The sequence below is a fragment of the Kitasatospora sp. NPDC091207 genome (assembly GCF_044768625.1).
In the GTDB taxonomy this organism is placed as follows: Bacteria; Actinomycetota; Actinomycetes; order Streptomycetales; family Streptomycetaceae; genus Kitasatospora.
The window spans coordinates 493903-513777 of the sequence record NZ_JBIVVS010000001.1 but is presented as its reverse complement, the minus strand read 5'-3'; the positions used below and the strand labels follow the sequence as shown (position 1 = coordinate 513777).

At 70.8% G+C, this 19875-nt stretch carries 16 protein-coding genes; all 16 read right to left on the bottom strand.

The genetic code is table 11. The features are described 5' to 3' along the window. Positions 1–168 precede the first annotated feature (168 nt). Positions 169–1431, bottom strand: a complete 1263-nt coding sequence (locus ACIQTO_RS02265) for a nucleotide disphospho-sugar-binding domain-containing protein (protein ID WP_402381691.1) — start codon at positions 1429–1431, stop codon at positions 169–171. A gap of 27 nt (positions 1432–1458) precedes the next feature. Next, positions 1459–2739 (bottom strand): activator-dependent family glycosyltransferase, encoded by a 1281-nt coding sequence (locus ACIQTO_RS02260; RefSeq protein ID WP_402381689.1) that lies wholly within the window; start codon positions 2737–2739, stop codon positions 1459–1461. Positions 2740–2843: 104 nt separating this feature from the next. Continuing rightward, positions 2844–4430 carry an FAD-binding oxidoreductase gene (locus tag ACIQTO_RS02255; protein ID WP_402381686.1) on the bottom strand — a complete coding sequence of 529 codons (1587 nt, stop codon included), beginning with the start codon at positions 4428–4430 and terminating at the stop codon, positions 2844–2846. A 179-nt stretch (positions 4431–4609) separates the two neighbouring features. Next, positions 4610–5797: a nucleotide disphospho-sugar-binding domain-containing protein gene (locus tag ACIQTO_RS02250; protein WP_402381683.1), complete on the bottom strand. Its 1188-nt coding sequence runs from the start codon at positions 5795–5797 to the stop codon at positions 4610–4612. Between the two features lie 391 nt (positions 5798–6188). Continuing rightward, on the bottom strand, positions 6189–7148 hold the full coding sequence (locus tag ACIQTO_RS02245) for a Gfo/Idh/MocA family protein (RefSeq protein ID WP_402381681.1): 960 nt from the start codon (positions 7146–7148) through the stop codon (positions 6189–6191). Next, complete coding sequence (locus tag ACIQTO_RS02240; RefSeq protein ID WP_402381678.1) at positions 7145–8557, bottom strand: NDP-hexose 2,3-dehydratase family protein; 1413 nt, start codon at positions 8555–8557, stop codon at positions 7145–7147. Before ACIQTO_RS02240 ends, ACIQTO_RS02245 begins: the two co-directional genes overlap by 4 nt. Beyond that, positions 8557–9339 (bottom strand): NAD-dependent epimerase/dehydratase family protein, encoded by a 783-nt coding sequence (locus ACIQTO_RS02235; RefSeq protein WP_402381675.1) that lies wholly within the window; start codon positions 9337–9339, stop codon positions 8557–8559. Before ACIQTO_RS02235 ends, ACIQTO_RS02240 begins: the two co-directional genes overlap by 1 nt. A 35-nt stretch (positions 9340–9374) precedes the next feature. Beyond that, positions 9375–10679 carry a lipopolysaccharide biosynthesis protein RfbH gene (rfbH, locus tag ACIQTO_RS02230; RefSeq protein ID WP_402381672.1) on the bottom strand — a complete coding sequence of 435 codons (1305 nt, stop codon included), beginning with the start codon at positions 10677–10679 and terminating at the stop codon, positions 9375–9377. Then, on the bottom strand, positions 10676–11716 hold the full coding sequence (locus tag ACIQTO_RS02225) for an NAD-dependent epimerase/dehydratase family protein (RefSeq protein ID WP_402381670.1): 1041 nt from the start codon (positions 11714–11716) through the stop codon (positions 10676–10678). Before ACIQTO_RS02225 ends, rfbH begins: the two co-directional genes overlap by 4 nt. Further along, a complete protein-coding gene (gene rfbB / locus ACIQTO_RS02220; protein ID WP_402381668.1) occupies positions 11703–12689 on the bottom strand; it encodes a dTDP-glucose 4,6-dehydratase in 987 nt (328 codons plus the stop codon). The genes ACIQTO_RS02225 and rfbB overlap by 14 nt, the downstream gene beginning before the upstream one ends. Continuing rightward, the gene (locus ACIQTO_RS02215; protein ID WP_402381665.1) at positions 12686–13753 is read right to left on the bottom strand and encodes a glucose-1-phosphate thymidylyltransferase; all 1068 of its coding nucleotides are present in this window, start codon (positions 13751–13753) and stop codon (positions 12686–12688) included. Before ACIQTO_RS02215 ends, rfbB begins: the two co-directional genes overlap by 4 nt. Before the next feature lie 25 nt (positions 13754–13778). Continuing rightward, complete coding sequence (locus ACIQTO_RS02210; protein WP_402382717.1) at positions 13779–14876, bottom strand: nucleotide disphospho-sugar-binding domain-containing protein; 1098 nt, start codon at positions 14874–14876, stop codon at positions 13779–13781. Between the two features lie 107 nt (positions 14877–14983). Next, the gene (locus ACIQTO_RS02205; protein ID WP_402381662.1) at positions 14984–15556 is read right to left on the bottom strand and encodes a dTDP-4-dehydrorhamnose 3,5-epimerase family protein; all 573 of its coding nucleotides are present in this window, start codon (positions 15554–15556) and stop codon (positions 14984–14986) included. 121 nt (positions 15557–15677) lie between these two features. After that, positions 15678–16925, bottom strand: coding sequence for an MFS transporter (locus ACIQTO_RS02200; protein ID WP_402381659.1), 1248 nt, complete (start codon positions 16923–16925; stop codon positions 15678–15680). Between the two features lie 8 nt (positions 16926–16933). After that, positions 16934–18910 (bottom strand): SDR family oxidoreductase, encoded by a 1977-nt coding sequence (locus ACIQTO_RS02195; RefSeq protein WP_402381656.1) that lies wholly within the window; start codon positions 18908–18910, stop codon positions 16934–16936. 29 nt (positions 18911–18939) lie between these two features. Continuing rightward, positions 18940–19875, bottom strand: coding sequence for an aromatase/cyclase (locus ACIQTO_RS02190; protein ID WP_402381653.1), 936 nt, complete (start codon positions 19873–19875; stop codon positions 18940–18942).

Here is a 19875-nt window from a genome sequence, read left to right as displayed (position 1 = left end):
CCCCCCCCGCGGGGGCCGCGCCCGCCGGGCCCCCCCCACCAACCGGCCCCCCCGCCCCCCCGGGGGGGGGGGGGGCGGGGGGGGGGGGGGCCCCCCCCCCCCCCCCCCGGCGGGGGGGGGGCGGGCCCCCCCCCCCGGGGGGGGGGGCCCCCCCCGCGCCGCGCAGTCTCAGCGGCGCGACCGCCCCTGCGTGAGCCGCTCCAGCAGTGCCACCGCCTCCAGCGGACCCGGCAGAGCAAGCGACTGACGACGCAGCGCGCGGGCCCCTTCGGAGAACGCGCGGTCCTTCACCACCTGCTCGATACCGAGGTACAGCTCGTTCACGGACAGGTTCGCGCGATCGAGCACGATTCCGGCGCCGTGCTCCTGGACGTACCGCCCGGTGACCCGCTCGTCCCACTTGGGAACGGGGACGATGATCTGCGGCACACGATGGGCCACCGCTGCCGCGAAGGTACCGCCGCCACCGTGGTGCACGACGGCCGAGGCCCCGGGCAGCAGCACATCGAGCGGTACGTATCCCGCCGCCCGGACGTTGTCGGGCAGTACGCCGGAGCCCAGTTCCGCCGGATCGAGCGTCGCCACCAGCTCGAAGTCCCGCCCCGCGGCCTTCTCCAGGATCTCCGTGAGCGGCAGACCGCTCATTCCCTCGGGGTCACGGCGGGCGCTCATACCGAGGGACAGGACCACCCGGGGTCGTTCGGGCCGGGCGTGGAGCCACTCGGGCAAGGTGCAGGCGCCGGTGTAGGGCACGCGTCGGACCGGTACGGAGACTCCTTCGAAGGGAAGCTGCGTCCCGAACGGGACCAGGTCCAGGCTCCACTGACCCAGTATCTGCTCGGAGGAGAAGCCGAGGCCGTACCGCTTCAGGTGCGGCCGGATCCACTCGGCGAACCGGTCGTCGCCCGGGCCCTGTTGACCGTGGATCCAGCCCACGCTGTCCAGACCCCACAGCACCCTGGCATGGGGAACCCCGTTCAGCTGCGCCGCGACGGCCGCAGGAGGACACAGCGGGTCCCACAGTACGAGGTCCGGCTCCCAGTCGCGGGTGAACTCCACCAGTGCGTCGAGCATCGGCCAGGGCCCATCCGCCTCGGAGCGAGCGGGGTAGTACATGTCGAACATGCCCAGGAGGACGTTCCTGACGGTGCGCCAGTCCCCGCCGCCCTGCGGGTCAAACGCCAGGACCTCCCGCGCCGCCCCGGGAGCGGACCGCCGATGCGCGGCCACCGCCTCGTGCAACTCCTCACGAGGCCCGAGCGGTACGGCGGTCAGACCCGTGGCCCTGATCGCGTCGGACATGTCGCCCTCAGCGATACCGGCGTGCGAGGCGACGCACACCTCGTGCCCGGACGCCCACAGGGCCCGTGCGAGCGGCACGACCGGGTAGAGGTGGGAAACGCTGGGGAAGACAACGAAGAGAACCCGCATGTGCCTGGCCTTCCGGGACAGTAGCCGTCAGCTTCGGTGATCGGCGGTGAGCCGTTCCAGCACGGGCACGACTTCCTTCGGTGTCGGCATGGCCACCATGTCGGCGTGAAGTCGGTCGGTTCCCTGCCGGAAGGTGGGATCGTGCAACAGAAGTGCCATCTGCCGGTGCAGCGTCTCCACCGTGACCTCCTCGCGCCCGAGCATCAGGCCGGCTCCGCGCTCGTGGACGTACCTGGCGAAGGCGAGTCGGTCGCCGCCCTCGCCGGGCGCGGGGACCATCTGCGGGACACGGTGCGCGACGGCGCTCGCGAAGGTGCCGCCACCCCCGTGGTGCACGATCGCCGAGCACGTGGGCAGCAGCAGGCTCAGGGGCACGTAGTCGAGCGCTGACACGTTGGCGGGGACGCTGCTGACCGACTCCAGCTGCGTCGCGTTCAGGGTGGCGACGAAATCGGCATCAGTCTGCGCCGCCATCTCCAGCAGGTCCCCCACGAGTGCCGCGCTGTCGGCCGCCAGGAACTTCCTGGTACTGAGGCCGAGGGTGAGGCACACCCGGGGCCGATCCGGTCGCCGCCGCAGCCACGTCGGGAAGACATGCGCGCCGTCGTACGACACGCGGCGCATGGGTACGTACGACAGATCGAGCGGCAGTCGCATCCCGGGCGGGACGAGATCGACCGTCCACTGCCCCTGCACCAGTTCTTCGTCGAACTCCTCGCCCAAACGTTCGAGTTCGGGGAGCATGGCCAGCGCCATCAAGTCCTCGACCGCCGGCCCGTCGGAGGCGGAGTTCAGCTCGGCGAGCCGCTGCCTGGCCCAGGCGGTGTAGTCCAGCCCGTACTGGAGGCGGCCGTGCGCGGCTCCGCAGGCGCGCGCGGCGATGGGCCCGGGGAAGCTCAGCGGATCCCACAGCACCAGGTCCGGCCGCCAGGCGCGGGCGAACGTGATCAGGTCGTCGACCATCGGCCGGTAGCCGTGGTCGCGCGGGCGGGTCGGGTAGTACAGCGAGAAGGCGGCCAACTGGTAGTAGCGGAAGGCGTTTCGGATGTTCAGGTCTTCGGGGTCCGCCCGCAACGAGGCGGTGATCGATTCGAGCACCTGGTCGTCGGCCGCGCCCCGCATGAGGGCACCCAGGTCGTCCACCTGGCCCACCGACACCGCGGTGAGACCCGCGGCGGTGATGAGATCGGCCATGTTCGGGTGGCTGGCGACGCACACGTCGTGGCCGGCGCTCTGCAACGCCCAGGCCAGCGGAACCACGGGCTGCAGGTGGGCGGCGGCCGGCATGACGGTGAAGAGGACACGCATCAGAATCTCCGATCTTCAGCCGTGCACGCCGCACGGCCCGCGAACTGGCGCACTCGCCCGGTCGGCACGCGCGCAGGCACGCACGCGTGCCGACCGGGCGGCCGTCAGGACGGCGTGATGGACAGGGCGTGCCGGAAGACGTTCCCGGGGTCGTAGGTGCTCTTCACCCGCTGCAACCGGGGGTAGTTGTCGTTGTAGAGGATCGTGTACCAGGGGACGCCGAAGGTGTTCTGCCCGGGATCGCGCATGTCCACGTCCGGGTAGTTGATGTAGCCGCCGCCCTGCTGGTCGTTGGGAACGGGGAAACCCCCGGTCGAGGCGTGGACCGCCTTCCGCAGCGTCCGGATCCACTCGACCTCGTTCGCATCCTGCGCCGGATCCGCCCAGTTGTTGGAGTACCAGAGCTTGAAGACGGAGTCCCGCTGGGCCACCGCCGTGTCGGCCGACCCCACCGAGTTGATCGCGCATCCGTAGGCCGCCAGGTACACGAGACCGAAGCCGGTGCGGTTCGGATCGGTCAGCGAGCGGTACACCGCGTCGATCTGGCCGGCGGTCAGTGGTTTGCGCAGGTGTCCGCCCATGGACTTGTTCCGGGTGAAGGGGCCGTAGGACGGGGTGGGCTCCAGGGCTATCGCCAGCCATGTCCCCTCCTGGACGGTGATCGTCGGATCCACCCCGACGCCGACCGAGAGAGCACGGATGTAATCGTCCTGGAGCTGCGAGGCGTTGGGCAGCGTGGCGTCGATCCGGATCTCCATCTTGACCGACCCCACGTTCAGGGTGTTGAGCTGCAGTGAGCTGTGCATCACCGAGTACGCGGATCCCGGCGCGCTGTTCGCGGCGTGCCAGGCGCCGTGGTTGAGGACGAGACGGGTGAAGTTCGCCTCGGTCAGTTGCGCCCACGGCCAGGACACGAGGGTCTTGCGCATCCGCTGGGGCGGCTTGGGAAGCAGCGCCGTGGGGGCGCCCACGGCACCCGGCGTACGGAACCAGAACCGCGTCACGATCCCGAACTGGCCACCGCCGCCGCCGGTGTGGGCCCACCAGAGACCCCGGTTCGGGTCGCCGGCGTTCCGCGTGGCGATCACCGTACGCGCCCTGCCGCCGCAGTCCGCCACGACGACCTCGACCGCGTACAGGTGGTCCACCGAGAGTCCGAACCGGCGTGACAGCGGGCCGTACCCGCCACCGGAGACGTGGCCGGAGACACCGACCTCGGGGCAGACACCGCCGGGAACGGTGACGCCCCAGCCCTCGTAGAGGGCCTTGTAGACCTCACCGAGTGTCGCGCCGGCCTCGACCGCGAACGCGTTCATCGTCGAGTCGAAGGTGATGCCCTTCATCTCCGACGTGTCGACCAGGAGACGGAACTGCGGGTCGTCCACCAGGCCCTCGAAGCAGTGGCCGCCGCTGCGCACGGTGATGCGCTGATTCCTCGCGGTCGCCTGGTTCACCGCCTTCTCCACCTGGGCGGCGCTGTGAACCAGCCAGATCTCGTCCGGCGCGGCCAGGAAGCGGGTGTTGTGCCCCCGGCCGGACAGCTCCGCGTATCGGGCATCACCCGGTCTGACGATCAGCTCGGGAGCGACGTTCCGCGCCGCTCGGGCCACGGACTCGGCCGAGAGGGAGAAACCCGAGGTGACACCCGCCACCGCGGCCGCCGAGACCAGGAGTCTGCGTCGGGAAATCATGTTGCACCTGCCTTTTCTGAAGTTAGCGCCGTGTGGTGCCTGGAGGGCCCGGAGCGGTTGCAGCCAAGCAGTCGGCGGGGCTCGCGATCACACGGTTGACGTCAACTTGTCGTACGTCGAAGCGAAACTTGAGACTTCGCACGTCCACGGGAGGACAGGGGCCACGGAGTGCCCGGCGCTCAGCGGCGCGAGGGAGCATCCGGGTAGCGGACGAGGCGGGTGAGGTCGGTGACGACCTCGGCGGGGGTGGGCATCTCCCGGATCTCGTCGGCCAGTACCCGGGTGGCCTTGGTGAAGTCCGGCTCGCTCAGCAGCCGGCTCAGTTCCACGGCCAGCAGGCCGGGGTCGTTCTGGCTCTCCGCATCGTCGAACGCGATGCCGGCCCCGGTCGCGGTCACCCGGTCGCCGTGCGCGAACTGGTCGGCCACCTGGGGAAGCACCAACTGCGGCGACCCGAAGGCGCAGGCGGTCATCGTGGTGCCCGCGCCGCCATGGTGCACGACGGCCGCGCAGCCATCGAGCAACAGGTGGAGGGGAACCGGGTCCACCATGCGCACGTTCGGCGCCACCGGGCCGATCTCCGCCCGGAAGGCCTCGTCCACGGTGGCCACCGCCTCCACGCCCGGGAAGGCCTCGAACGCCCGCAGGATGCCCCGCATCAGCGGCACACCGCTCAGGGCAAGGGTCTGGCTGCCCAGGCTGACAACCACGCGGGGGCGGTCCGTGGCCGGCGACGCCTGCAGCCAGGAGGGCAGCGCTCCGTTACCGTTGAACGGAACGAACCGCATCGGCCGTCCCGGGTCGGCGTCCGGTGCCTGCAACGACGGCGGGCACGGGTCGAGCAGGAGGGTCGGATCGGGCAGCTCGGGCAGCCCCAGGCGCTCGCACAGCGGCCCGAACTTCGGCCGCACCTCCCGGCGGGCCGGGCCCGAGATCATGTCGACGCCCCAGCGCTGCTGGACCACCGGCACTCCGAGCACTCCCCCGACCAGCAGCGAGCTGTACTCCAGCGGATCGGACACGATCAGATCCGGACGGAAGGACCGGGCGAAGTCGAGATACTGCCCGACCATGTAGCGCGCGTGCGTCATCCACAGGTGCCCGTACCCGCTCACCACCTCCGGCACCGGGCGGGGACGGACCTCCAACGGGCGTTTCCCCTCGGGCAGCCCGGCGATCAGGATGTCGTTGACGTGGTACCAGTCGCCGATGCTCACGGCGTTGAGTCCGGCCGACGCGATCGCCCCCATCGCATCGGGCTGGGAGGCGACCATCACCTCGTGCCCCGCGGCCCGCAAGGCCCATGCCAGCGAGACCAGCGGGGTGAAGTGCGTGGGCACCGGGGTCGACATCATCAGGACACGCATCTGTCTGCTCCAAGGATCGGTGACGATGGTGGTCGCGGGGCCTCCGCCAGGAAGCGCACCACGTTCATACGCGCGCGGAGCCGGGCCCGGCGGAGTCGGCCCCGGCGTCAGGGCACGGCGTCAGGGCACGGCTCGGCCGTGGTCTCGCGACAGGCTGCCGCGCCCGCGGTTCGGCGGGTCCGCGCCCGGTTCCCGGGCGGCACGGCCGGCGACCGGGCCCGGACCCGGCGGGTCCGGGCCCGGCGGGTCCGGGCCCGGCGGGTCCGGGCCCGGCGGGTCCGGGCCCGGCGGGTCCGGGCCCGGTCGATGACCTCGGCCACGGGGCCGCGCTCGGGCCGCGCGGCCAGAGTGCGTCAGTTCGTTCCGGTGGTGCTCGACGCCCACGAAGCGCTCATGCGGCCAGGCGGCGTACGTCGTCCAGCAACCGGGCCTGCCGCAGTGTCTCCTCGTGCGGAGCCGCTCCGGCGCGCACGGCGGCGACGAAGGCGGTCACCAGCGCTGCCACCTGGTCGTGGGGATCCAGCCGGATCTCCTCGCGAGCCCCACCGCGGTCCAGCCCGACCGCCGGTACGAAGTCCGCCGGCGGTGTGAAGGCACGGTCCACCGTGACGCGGCCCTCGCTGCCCCACAGCTCGTACCTGGCCAGGTAGGCGTGCTCCATGCCGAAGGTGAGCTGCGCGACGATGCCCTCCGCCGTGCTCAGCAGCGCGGCGCCCGACGTCTCGACGCCGCGGCCGTGCCCCCGCGCGAGCCGGGCTCCGACGACCTCCAACCCGGGTCCGAGAAAGTGCAGGGCGGCACGGAGCGGATAGACACCGACGTCCGCCAGCGCACCCCCGCCGAGTTCGGCCCGGTACCGGATGTCGGTTTCTGCCAGCGCCGGGACGGTGAACGCCGCGTGCAACGCCCGGAGTTCTCCGATCGCCCCGTCGGCCACCAGCCGCCGGACCGCCTCGTGCTGCGGATGGTGAACGAACATGACGTTCTCCATCAGTGCCAGCCCGAGCTCCCCGGCCAGCGCGAGGAGTTGCCCGGTTCGTGTGGCATCCGCCGCCAAGGGCTTCTCCGCCAACACGTGCTTACCGGCACCGAGAGCCGCCTCGACCCATTCGGCGTGCAGCGAAGCGGGCAGCGGCACATAGACGGCGTCCACCTCGTCGAGTTCCAACAGCGCGGCGTAGCCCTGCACCGCTCGGCCGCCGAAGCGCTCCACGACCCGCTCCGCCTTCTCCCGGGTGCGGCTGGCGATCGCGACGATCTCGACGCCGGGATCGGCGGCGAAGGCCGGAAGCATCCGGCGCACGGCGATTCCCGCGCAACCGATCACCCCGATCCGCACGCGGTCGCTCATGCGCCCTTCACCGCCGTGGCGTTGAGGCAGGCCAGCAGGGTACGGCCCTGCACGTTGACGTAGTGGCCGTGCTGGACCAGGGAAGTGAGCTGCGCCGGGGTGACCCAGGCGTACCCGGGCGGCGGATCCTGTGGTGCGTCGGCCTCGTCCGCCTCCACGATCAGGTAGCGGCTCTCGGCGTTGAGGAAGCGTCCACCCTCTTCCGAGTGCACGGCCTCGTAGCGAACGCGGTCCCCGCGCGCCCGCAGCACCGTGTCGAGGAAGAGCGGCCGGCCCTGCTCCCCGAGGTGGGCGTAGTTGTCCGGGGTGTACTGGACGGTGGGGCCGAGTTCGATGGTGTCGACGAACCCGCCCTCGACCCGGGCGTGCACCAGAACATGGGGCACTCCTTCGAACTCGCGGGTGAGGAAGGCGGTGACGCCCAGTCCCACCGGTTCGAAGAGCGGCTGGGTCCAGCCCGTGACTTCGCGGTTCCCCGCCCGTACGGACACGGCCACCACCTTGAAGTAGCGGCCGTCCTCGTGCTCGATCGTGCTCTCGCCGTGCTTCCAGCGGGGGATGCCGGCGAGCGGGACGCGCTCGACCCGCACATCGTGCCGGGCCCGCTCGCCGGTGACCCAGGAACGCAGCTGGACGTCGCTGAGCAGCGCGCCCGCGCCGGCGTCCGGGTGGGGCAGGCAGGACAGCACGGTGCGCGAATCCATGTTGACCAGGTTGTCCCGGTGGAGCAGCTCATTGATCTGGCCGAGCGTGAGCCAGCAGAAGTCCTCGCGCAACGGCACGTCCCCGGTCGCCTCCACGACCATGTTGCGATTGGACTTCCGGTAGAACCACGATCCGTGTTCGGACTGCAGGACATCGGCGATGACGCGGCCGCGGCGCGGGCCGACGAAGTACTCGATGTACTTCACGTCGGCTCCCCGGTGAACCTTGGTGTAGTTGCTGCGGGTGGCCTGCACCGTGGGCGACAACTGCAGCAGGTTCGGGTTGCCCGGCTCCATCTTCGCCTGCATGAGGAAGTGCGGCACGCCGTCGAACTCCTTGACGAGGATGCCCAGGATGCCCACTTCGGGCTGTTTGATGATGGGCTGGTGCCAGTCGGCGTACGGACCGTCCCCGTAGGGCTGGCCCTCCTCCGTGACGTGCAGCCCCTCGACGCTGAAGAACCGGCCGCTGCGGTGCGCGAGATTGCCGGACTCCTCGTCGAACGACCAGCCGTCCAGGTCGGCGAACGGTATCCGGTCCACCCGGAACTCGTTGGCCCGGCCGCGCTCGGCCAGCCACGGGGCGAAGTCCCGGGTGAGCAGTTGGATGCCTTCGGCAGCGGCGGCCGCGGACAGCGCGAGGCGGGCCGGCAGCACCTCGTTGGCGCGCGGCTGGAGCGGGCGGGGAAGAGACGGAGACAACATCAGATGACTCCCTTGGTCCCGTGCACCGGACCGCCGTGGCCGGACACGAAGGTTCGGGTGAAGTCGGCGAGTATCCGCCGGTGGTAGTCGGCCCCGAAGTTCAGGCTGTCGACGTACGGCACGAGGGCGCGCAGCTTCTCGACGGAGATGACGTGCTGGCCCCCCGCGTCCTGGAACTGGTAGACGGCTTCCAGGCCGAGGCCGCTGCGCAGGCGGTCGACGATGTCCGTCACGGGCATGGCCGATCCCGACGCCACGTTGACCGTCTCGGCCCGCAGGTCGAGGGCGAGCAGCCGGTCGATGACGGCCACCACGTCCCTGACGTCGATGAGGTCGCGGGCGGCCGCTCGGTGCACTCGCACCGCGCCCTCGCGCAACTGCCGCACCAGCGTCGGCAGGAGCTGGTGATCCGGCTGGTCGGGTCCGACGAGATGGCCGAGCCGCAGAATCAGATGGTCGGCACCGGAGTCGCGGAGCAGTTCCTCCAGTGCCAGCTTGTGCGCGCCGTACGGAGTGCACGGCGTCACCGGGTCGTCCTCGCGGCCGGGACCCTCGGCGAGCCCGTACATGCCCGTGGCGGCGGTCGAGAAGAACAGCAGCTTCCGCCCGTCCGCCGCGCACTTCTCGGCCGTGTCCCGCAGCAGTGCCGTCTCCCGGGCGAAGTCGGCCTCCGAGGTGCCGCTCGCCCAGGAGACGCCGGCCGCGAGGGCGACGACGTCGTGGTGCCTGTCGGTCAGCGGACGCAGGTTCCGTGCCAGGAACCCGTTTCCCACAATGTCCATGTGTCGTCCTGATCTCTGGAAGGAAGAGCGGCGCCTCAGCCGCGCGCCGCCACGAACTCCTTGATCGACGAGGTCATGTAATCGATCATCTCGTCGGTGAGCGCCGGGTAGACGCCGATCCAGAAGGTCTGCTCCGTGATGATGTCGCTGTTGGTGAGGTCACCCACGACGCGGTGCGGCTGGTCCACGTAGGCCGGGTGCCGGGTCAGGTTGCCGGCGAACAGCCGGCGGGTGCCGATCTTCCGGCCCTCCAGGAAGTCGCCCAGTTCCGCTCGGCTGAACCGGGCGTCGGGGGTGACGGTGATCGCGAAGCCGAACCAGCTGGGCTCGGAACGCGGGGTCGCCTCCGGGAGCAGCAGTCCGGGCACTCCGTCCAGGCCCTCGCGCAGCCTGCGCCAGTTGCGCCGCCGTGCCTCGATGAAGTCATCCAGTTTGGCGAGCTGGGTCAGGCCGAGGGCCGCCTGGATGTCGGTCGCCTTCAGGTTGTACCCGACGTGCGAGAAGATGTACTTGTGGTCGTATCCGGCGGGCAGGGTGCCCATCTGGTACTTGAAGCGCTTGAGGCACCTGTCGTTCTCACCGGGCTCGCACCAGCAGTCCCGGCCCCAGTCCCGCAGCGACTCCACGATCCGGGCCAGCCCGAGGTCCGAGGTGAGGACGCAGCCACCCTCGCCCATCGTGAGGTGGTGGGCCGGGTAGAAGCTCACCGTGGCCATGTCGCCGAAGCTACCGGTGAGTCGGCCGTCGTAGGTGGCTCCCACCGCATCGCAGTTGTCCTCGATGAGGAACAGCTCGTGGTCCACCGCGAGTTGTGCGATCTCGGCGACCTCGAAGGGGTTGCCGAGGGCGTGCGCGATGATGATGGCCCGCGTCTTGGGGCCGATCGCCTGCGCCACCCTGTCGGCGGTGGTGTTGTAGGTACGCAGGTCCACGTCCACGAACACCGGGACGAGGCCGTTCTGCAGGATCGGGTTGACGGTGGTGGGGAAGCCCGCCGCCACCGTGATCACCTCGTCGCCCGGCCGCAGTCGGCGCTCCCCCAGGACATGCGAGGTGAGGGCGGACACGGCCAGGAGGTTCGCCGAGGAGCCTGAGTTCGTCAGGTGGGCCTTGCGGCGCTTGAGCCTGCGGGCGAAGGCCGATTCGAACTTCCGGGAGCTGGTCCCGGCGGCGATGCGCAGGTCCAGCGCGGCCTCCACCAGGGCCACCCGGTCGGCTTCCTCCAGTACCGCGCCGGACGGCCAGATCTCCGTGGTCCCGGGAACGAACTCCCGTGGGACGGAGGCCTCCCGGTGATACCGGCGGACCTCGTCGAGGACCAGTTCCTTGCGGTCGCTCATGGTCGTTCCCTTTCGTTGACCGGCATGTCGGTGTGCGTGCCTGAAGGTGTGTCGTGCGGAGGAAGTCCGGCCGCGAGAAGCTCGCGCAGCGAAGCGTCCAGGCTTCGCCGCGGCCGCCAGCCCAGGAGTTCGCGGGCGCGCGAGATGTCCAGCCGCTGGCGGTCCACATCGGTGCGTGACGTCCCGACCGCGTCGTCCTCGGTCACCGGAACCTCCAGCCCGCTGAGCGCCACCATCCGGTCGATCAGCCGACGCATCGGGACGGCCTGCCCCCGCCCCACATTGATCACACGGCCGGTGACCCGTGCTCCGGGCGCGGTGGCCGCGGCCACCACCGCCGCGGCGACGTCGCCCGCGTCCACCACGTCGCGGGCGGCCCGGAGCGGGGGCAGTCGCAGCGCGGCGGCCTTTTCCCCGCGGGCGTCGGCACGTGCGGCCTCGGCCAGGTGTGCGGCCACCCGCCCGAAGAGGCTGCCCGCCGGGGCCCCGGCCCCGATCACGTTGGCGAGCCGGAGCACGACCCCGTCGATGCCGCGGTGCTCAGCGGCGTGCAGGACCTCACGCGTGCCGAGGAGCTTGGTACGGCCGTAGGCGGTGACCGGAGCCGGCTCGTGCTCCTCGGTGGTTCCGGCGTCCGACGCCCCGGCCCCGTATTCGTGGACGCTGCCGAGCTGCACCAGCCGGACCGACGGCCCGGGCAGCAGGGAGATCACGTCGACGAGCCGCTCGACCAGCACGGCATTGCCGGCGGTCATCTCGGCCTCGTCGGCCTGCCAGGCCCGGCCGGCGGCGTTGACGATCACCTCGGCGCGCACCGAGCCGAGGAACTCGGCGATCTCCTGCGGCGCGGCGGTGAGCAGATCGAGCCGGACGATCCCGGCGTCCCCCGGCGGCCGGTCCGGGCCACCGCGTGCCACCCGGTGCACCTGGGAGCCCAGTGCCGCGAACGCCTCCCCGAGGTGCCGGCCCAGAAAGCCGGTACCTCCCAGGACGACGACCGACGGACCGCTCCTCGCCCCGACGTCAGTTCCCCGCACGGTCCGCTCCGTACTTGGTGACCTTCCACCAGGCCGGGTTGTCGCGGTACCAGGCGACGGTCTCCGCCAGTCCCTGCTCGAAGCCGGTCCGGGGCGCGTAGCCGAGTTGCTCACGGATCTTGGAGTCGTCGATGGAGTACCGCAGGTCGTGCGCCTTGCGGTCGGCGACCCGGCGGACCATGTCCCGGCCCGCGCCGGTCAGTTCGAGCAGCTTCTCGGTGAGGGCGAGGTTCGTGTACTCGTTGCCGCCGCCGATGTTGTAGATCTCACCGGCCCGCCCCCGGGTGAGCACCAGGTGGATGCCCCGACAGTGGTCGTCCACGTGCAGCCACTCGCGGACGTTGCGGCCGTCGCCGTACAACGGGACCCGATGCCCTTCGAGCAGGTTGGTGACGAACAGCGGGATGACCTTCTCGGGGTGCTGGTACGGACCGTAGTTGTTGGAGCAGCGCGTGATGGACAGGTCCAATCCGTGCGTGCGCCAGTAGGCCCGGGCGACGAGGTCCGAACCGGCCTTGGACGCGGCGTAGGGCGAGTTGGGCTGCATCGGCCAGTCCTCGGTCCAGGAGCCCTCCCCGATCGAGCCGTACACCTCGTCCGTGGAGACGTGCACCACCCGCTCGACGCCTCCTTCCAGCACGGCGTCGAGCAGGGTCTGGGTTCCGAGGACGTTGGTGCGGAAGAACTCGCCCGCGCCCTCCAGGGAACGGTCCACGTGGGACTCGGCCGCGAAGTGGACGACGGCGTCGTGGCCGGGTACGAGCTCGCGAAGCAGGGCGCGGTCGCAGATGTCGCCCCGGACGAACCGCAGGCGCGGGTGCGACGCCGGCAGGTTGGCGCGGTTGCCCGCGTAGGTCAGCTTGTCCAATGCGGTGACCCGCGCCTCCTCCCAGCCGGCGTAGTGGCCGGCCAGCAGGCTTCGGACGAAGTGCGAGCCGATGAAGCCGGCCGCCCCGGTGACCAGGATCCTCATGCCGCGACCTCCACTCGGGCGTGGTCGCCGACCACCAGGCGGAAGTGGTCCGTGCCCTGGTCGCTGATGCCGACGGTGGCGGCCCGTCCGATGAGGGATCCGCGCAGGCCGCGGACGCCGGTGATCGACGCCTCGTCCAGGGCTATGGACTCCTCCAGCCGGCTGTCCGTCACCACGCAGCCGCGCCCGATGGAGGTGTACGGGCCGATCTGGCTGTCCACCACGATCGTGTCGGAGCCGATGATCACCGGCCCTTCGACCCGGGAGCGCACCACGCGGGCGCCTCGCTCGATCCTGACCTCGCCCACCAGGACGCTCTCCTGGTCGACCTCGCCGTCGACGCGCGAGCTCAGACCGTCGAGCAGGTGCCGGTTGCACGCCAGGACGTCCTCGACGTTCCCGGTGTCCTTCCAGTACCCGTCGTACTGGCTGGCGCGGACCTCGGCACCGGAGGAGACCAGCCACTGGATGGCGTCGGTGATCTCCAGCTCGCCGCGGGCGCTGGGCCTGATGGCGTCCACCGCCTCGTGGATCGCCGCAGTGAAGAAGTAGACACCGATCAGGGCCATGTCGCTGTGCGGCTCACGCGGCTTCTCCACGAGCCGCAGCACCTCACCGTCGGGGCCCAGTTCGGCGACACCGAACGAGCGGGGGTCCGCCACCTTCTGCACGACGACCTGGGCGGCCGGCCGGCGTGCGGTGAACTCCCGCGCGATGTCGACCACACCGTCGGGCAGCATGTTGTCGCCGAGGTACATGACGAAGTCGTCGTCGGCGAGGAAGTCCCGGGCGATGGACACCGTGTGGGCCAACCCACGTGGCGCGTCCTGAGGAAGGTAGGTCAGGCGCACGCCGTAACGGGATCCGTCACCGAGTGCGGCTTCGATCTCGGGCCGGCGGGTGCCGACGATGAGGCCCACCTCGGTCACCCCGAGCTCCCGGACGGCGCGCAGCACATAGGCGAGGACGGGCTCGTTGGCGATGGGGATGAGCTGTTTGGGCATCGAATAGCTGAAAGGTCGCAGACGGGTACCGGATCCGCCTGCGAGTACCAGAGCCTTCATTGGGAGGTCCTCTCGGTTCAGGTGTTCATGCCAGCTGTTCGAGCACGGTGACCACCGCTGCGGGCAACGGCATGCCGGAGATCTCCGACGAGATCGCGCGCGCCCGGCGGCTGTATTCGTCCTTCTCCAGCAGTTCCCGGCAGGCGTCGGCGATCGCCTCGGGCGACTCCTCGCCCGGCAGTAGGGTGACGCCCGCCCCGTACGCGGCGATGCGGCGGGCCGGTATTTCCAGAACGGAACCCTTGGGAATGAGCAGTTGAGGCACTCCGGCGTTCAGTCCGGTCAACGTGCTCACGCCACCCGCGTGATGGATGAGCAGATCGCAGGTGGGGGCCACGACGTCCAGCGGCACCCAACCGACCCTGACGTCCGGCAGGTCGGCGCGCAGGGAGTCGGCCACCCCGTCCGGGGCGGCGACGATCAGCTCGACGTCCCACCGGGCGACGTCCTTGGCGAGCCCTCTCAGGAAGTCGAAGTTCTTGTCGTAACTCTCCTTGGCGACCCGGCTGCCGGACGTCACGAGAATGCGGCGGCGCGCGCCGCGCTCGTACATCCACCGCTCCAGTGGCCGCTGGCTGTTCGCCGGGACGTAGCGCATCGGCTGGTGCGGCGCACCGTCCGCAGGGCGCAGACTCGGCGGGCAGATGTCGATGAAGAGGTCCGGATCGGGGAGCTTTGGAAGACCGAACTCCGCCAGCTCCGGCCCGAGTTCCGCATCGGCGCCGGGGTGGATGCCGCCGGCGTCGACGGCGTCCCAGGCCTGACGCACATGGGGCACACCCAGGTGCAGTGCGAGCAACGGGGCGACGTAGCACATGGTGCCACCGACGATGAGATCGGGCCGCCAGCCTCGGCAGAACTCCAGCATGCGGGGCAGCGAGGAGGCGGCCATGCGGGCGAACCACCGCCCGGTGAACAGGGCCTGCTCGGCGCCGTCGGTGGGAATCGCCTCGGGGTCGCCGTTCCGGTCGGCGGTGATGAAGTGCCGGATCGGCAGCTCCGTGGTGGCGATCCCCGCCAGCCCCGCGGAGGTGATGACGGGTCCCATGTCCGCGGTGCCGGCCATGACGACCTGGTGCCCGGCGTTGCGGGCGGCCGTGGCCAGCGGGGCCAGGGCGAACACCGTCGCCGGGCTGCCGGCGGCAACGAAAAGAATTCTCACGGTCTCTCGGCCTCTTTCGAGTACTCCAGGCAGGAGGTGGGGGGTACGTCGTTCCTGTGAACGCGGGGTCAACGCCCCTGGAATCGAGGAAGGATTCCTGCGGCCAGCGCCTGTGCCAGACTCGGCGCCTTCGCGTCCTTGGCCGAGATGAGCGGTTCCTGGGCACAGTTCCAGGGCAGGTCGAGTTGGGTGTCCAGCGGGTTGATGTCGATCTGGGTGCCCGGCACATAGGCGCTGGAGACGACGTAGCAGATGCAGGCGTCGTCGGTGAGCGCGAGGAATCCGTGCCCGACCCCCTCCGGGACGTAGACGGACCGGCCCGAATCGGCGTCGATCTCGTTCACCTGGTGCCGGCCGAACGTCGGGGATCCGACGCGCAGGTCCACCACGATGTCGCGCAGCGCGCCCCGCACGCAGGTGACGAACTTCGCCTGCCCGGGCGGGATGCTCACGCTATGGACACCTCGCAGCGTGTGGCGCTTCGACACCGAATAGTTGATCTGTTTCGGCTGGAAGGAGGCACCCGTCGCGCGCTCCAGTTCGTCGCAGCGCATGGACTCGTAGAACGAGCCGCGCTCGTCCGGCAGGTGGTCCGGCGTGATCAGGAAGGTACCGGAGATGCTCATCTCCTCGATTCGCACGCTTGGTCGGCCTCTCTCGTGAGTTCGTTCAGGGCTGTTCGTCCCGGCCGGTGCACCGGCCGAACCGTCCAGGTCCGTTCGCCCGGGCCGGGCCGGCGCGCGGAGACCCGGGACCGGCGGGTCAGCGGCCGGGCCGCGGGGACGGACGCGACCGCGCCCCCGTCAGGGCCGCCAGCGCGCCGATGCCCCCGACCGCCATGAGCAGTAGCGCCGCCGCCCGGTATCCGCCGCCGCCTTCCGTCGGGCCGATCAGCACAGCGACCGCCGGCAGCACCAGCACCGCCCCGAGCTGAACGGCCGTCTGGTAGAGCCGTACCGCCCGTGCGCGCTGTGCGTCGGGCACCCCGCTGACGGCACTCATGTTCAGCGCCGCGAAGGAGAGCACGAAGCCGGCCTCCATGAGCAGCAGGGTCGGCAGTATCCCGAGGACGTAGGAGTCCGGCGCACCCCGCAGCGCGTAGGCCGTGCAGCCGAGGCCCGACGTCACCGCACCGGTCACGATCAGCCGGTCGGTGCCGAATCGTCCGATCATGCGCCCGGCGAAGGGCAAGGAGACAGCCAGGGGCACGCACGCGGGAAGGAAGCCGACAGCGGTCGCCCAGGAGTCCCAACCGTGCTCCCGGTGCAGCTGGTAGGTGACCAACAGCAGCAGGCCGAGGTAGGTGCCGTTGAGCGTGGCCGCACACACCGCGCCGCGGACGAGCCGGCCGTTGCCCAGCAGGGCGGCGAGGGGCACCCGCGCACCCGCACCCTCGCGGAGCCGGCCGCGGTCGTCGGGGACGAGCCGCCACCCGGCGACGAGCAGGAGCAGAGCGACCGGTGCGGGAAGCACCAGGTCCCAGCGCCAGCTCAGGCCGGTGAGCGCTCCGGACGACAGCAGACCGATCGTGAACCCGGCAGCGCCGAAGAGGGAGTACGTCGACACCGCTCTGCGCTGGTCGGCTCCCTCGCGGAACGTCGCACTGATGATCGCGAGTCCGGTCGGGGCGGTGAGCGCGGCACACATGCCCTTGACCACGCGGACCAGGACGAGCAGCCCGCCGTTGTCGGCGAGTCCGCCCGCCACCGACGCGCCCAGGAGGACGATCAGCGCGGCGAGATAGACCTTTCGGCGCCCCCAGCGGGCGGTGAGGCGCGGGCCCAGCACGAGCATGGCCGCGAACCCGAGGGCGAAGCCGCTCATCACCCACTGGGTCTGCCAGGGACTCCGACCGAGGTCGTCGCCGATGGCCGGCAGCGCGACCAGCAGGACCGAGACCTCCAGGGCGTCGATCAGCATGTTCCCGGCGAGCACGGCCAGCAGCGCCCGGTGGCGCCGTCCGTCGGAGGCGGGCGCGGGCGGGCCGGGGTGGGAGGAGAGAGTCGTCATCGGCCGGCTCAGCCGACCAGGGTGCCACCGCTGGCATCGAGGTAGGAACCCGTGATCCAGCGGGAGTCGTCCCCGGCGAGGAAGGCCACGACGTCGGCGACGTCCCGGGTCTGTCCGACCCGGTTGAACACCGAGTAGCCCGCCATCGCCGCCACCGCCTCGGGGTTGTCGAAGATGGGCGTCCCGTTGTCCGTGATGCCGGGCCCCACACTGTTCACGGTGATGTTGCGGGGGCCCAGGTGCTTGGCGAAGTGCAGTGTCAGCTGGTCGACGGCGCCCTTGGTCATGGCGTACGCCACTTCCTGCGGGTTGGCGACCCGGGTGAGCCCGGACGAGATGTTGATGATGCGTCCACCGTCGGGAATCAGCCCCAGGGCCCGCTGCACGATGAAGAACGGGGCCTTTGCGTTGACGGCGAAGAGCCGGTCGAACTGTTCGGGCGTGACCTCCTCGGGGGCGATGCCACCCATGACGCCGGCATTGTTCACCAGGATGTCGAGCGTCGTCCCGCCCGTGCGTTCCTTCAACCCCTTCTCCAGGGCCAGGAAGAGCTCGTGGACGTCGCCGGGGACTCCCAGTTCGGCCGACACCGCGAAGGCTCGGCCGCCCTCCTTCTCGATCCTGACCACCGTCTCGTCGGCGGCCTCCCGGTTGTGTGAGCAGTGCACCGCGACGAGCGCGCCCTCCCGCGCCAGCCGGACGGCCGTCGCCCGGCCGATGCCACGGCTGGACCCGGTGACGAGTGCGGTCTTTCCGGTGAGCTGGCCCATGTCCGTCCTCCTGTGTGTGGTGTGTCGTCGTCCCGGTGAGTCGGGGCGGGCGCCGGCCGGCTCGGTGGCCAGCGCCTCGGGCCGGCCACCGTCGAGCCCGCTGATCACGGCGGCGAGGTGGCTTCGGACCGTTCCGAGGGCGAGGAGTTCCTCGAACACGGAGCGCAGCGCGTCCGTTTCGGGGCCCCCGAACAGCAGCAGGGCCTGTGCCTCGATGTTTCCGAGCACCCGTGCGCCCACCGGATGACGCACGGTGTGATAGGTGTCGAGCAACTCCTCGTCGCCCCGACCCGTCGTCCGCGCCGCGAGTTTGGGACCGAGGTCCGCGGCGTCCTGCAGCCCGAGGTTCAGCGCCTGGCCGCCGACCGGCAACTGGACGTGGGCGGCATCACCCGCGAGGAACACGCGCCCCTTGCGGTAACGGGTCACCTGACGACGGGCGTTGTGGAAGGCGTCGAGCCAGATCGGCTCGGCGCCGCCGATGTCCTCGCCCGTCACCCGCGCCCACGCCCGGCAGACCTCGGGGAAGCCCGGATCCCGCCGGCTTTCCGGCGGGTGGCCGAATTCGTGCACCATGATCCGGGTGATGCCGTCCGCACCCCGGCGGGCGTTGGCCACGCCGTTCGGGTACCGCTCGAAGCGCCGTTCCGGGATCTCGATTCCTGCGAGGTCCGCCCGCAGCAGTGCCTTTGTGGGGCCCGGCCCGCGGAACTCGAAGTCGGCGAGCCGTCGTACCTCGCTCTCCTCACCGTCGCAGCCGACGACGTAGGAGGAGCTCAGTCGCAGCCGGGTGCCCCGGGGCGAGTGCGCGACGACGTGGACCCGGTCCGCGGCCGGTACCAGCCCGGTCACCGTGTGGCCGCGCCGCACCTCGGCGCCGAGGCCGGTCGCCCACTCCTGCAGCACCGCCTCGACGCGGGTCTGCGGAGCCTTCCACTGTCCCGCGTACGGACTCGGCCCGGCGGCCGTCAGGTCGAGCCGCATCCCGCCGAAGTGCCCGGGCCCGGCGTCCGGTGGCGGCCCGAGCCGCTCCACCAGGCCCCGGTCCCGCAGGATCTCCATCGTGCGGGCGTGCAGGATCGACGCCCGGGACTCAGTGGTGGGTTCGGCCAGCCGCTCCAGCACGATCACCCGTGCTCCGCCGGTCCGCAGTTCCCCGGCGAGCAGCAGCCCGACCGGCCCGGCGCCCACGACGATCACATCGGTGTCGATCATCTCGTTCTCCGAAGAGTGCGGGGCCATGCTCAGCGCCTGCTCTCCGCGTAGTCCTTCGCGTGGCCGAGTGTGGCGCGGCTGTTGGTGCTCAGGGCGTTGCGGACGTACTCCCGTGCGTCCGCGACGCTCGCCCCGGCCCCCAGGACCTTGGTGATGTTGTCGGTGTTGAGGACCACGGTGTGCTGCGAGGAGGCGGCGATGCCCCGCTCGTTCTCCGCGAAGGTCCAGTAGCCGGTGTGCAGCGTCATCAGCGCCGGCAGGGTGACTTGCTTGTACGCGATCCTGTGGTGCGGGAACGTCACCCGGTACGACTTGGTGGTGTGCGTGGAGCCGTCCTTGGCGCGCGTCTCCATCTCCAGGGCCTGCAGGCCCGGAGTGTCCTCCTCCAGGCGAACACTCGCCACGTGCGGCAGCCGCTGCGCCCACAGCCCGGCCTCGTTGATGAAGTCGTAGACGTCCCTGGCGCGGCCGTCGATCTGAACGGTGTCCTCGAAGGAGAAGGTGACCTCCTCCGTGGCACGGGCGAGTTCGACGTTCTGCTTCAACGAGGCGAGCTCGGTCCGCGAGTTCCGGTCGACTGCCTCGTCGATCCACTGCAGGCCCTCGGGGTCGTCGTCGATCGCACGGTAGTCGTGCAGCAGTCGCACCCGGGACTCCGAGTCGGACAGCGACTCGACGATCCAGGTCCCGCCCATGGCCGCGACCGGCGGGCTGGAAACCTCCTGCCGGAAGGTGATCCGCATCTTCTGCGGGTCCAGGGTGCGGTACGACGTCCATTGCTTGGCCGTGCCGTTGGCGGTGGCCCAGATCCGGATCCGCTCGTCGCCGACGCCTCGCTCCAGACGGTCGACGTAGACGGTCGGCGGGAAAATCCTGGGCCAGTTCTCCACCTCGGCGATCAGCCGGTAGACCGCGGCGGCCGGGGCGCCGACGGTGATCTCGTGCTCGACCTGTCGGGTCGTCAT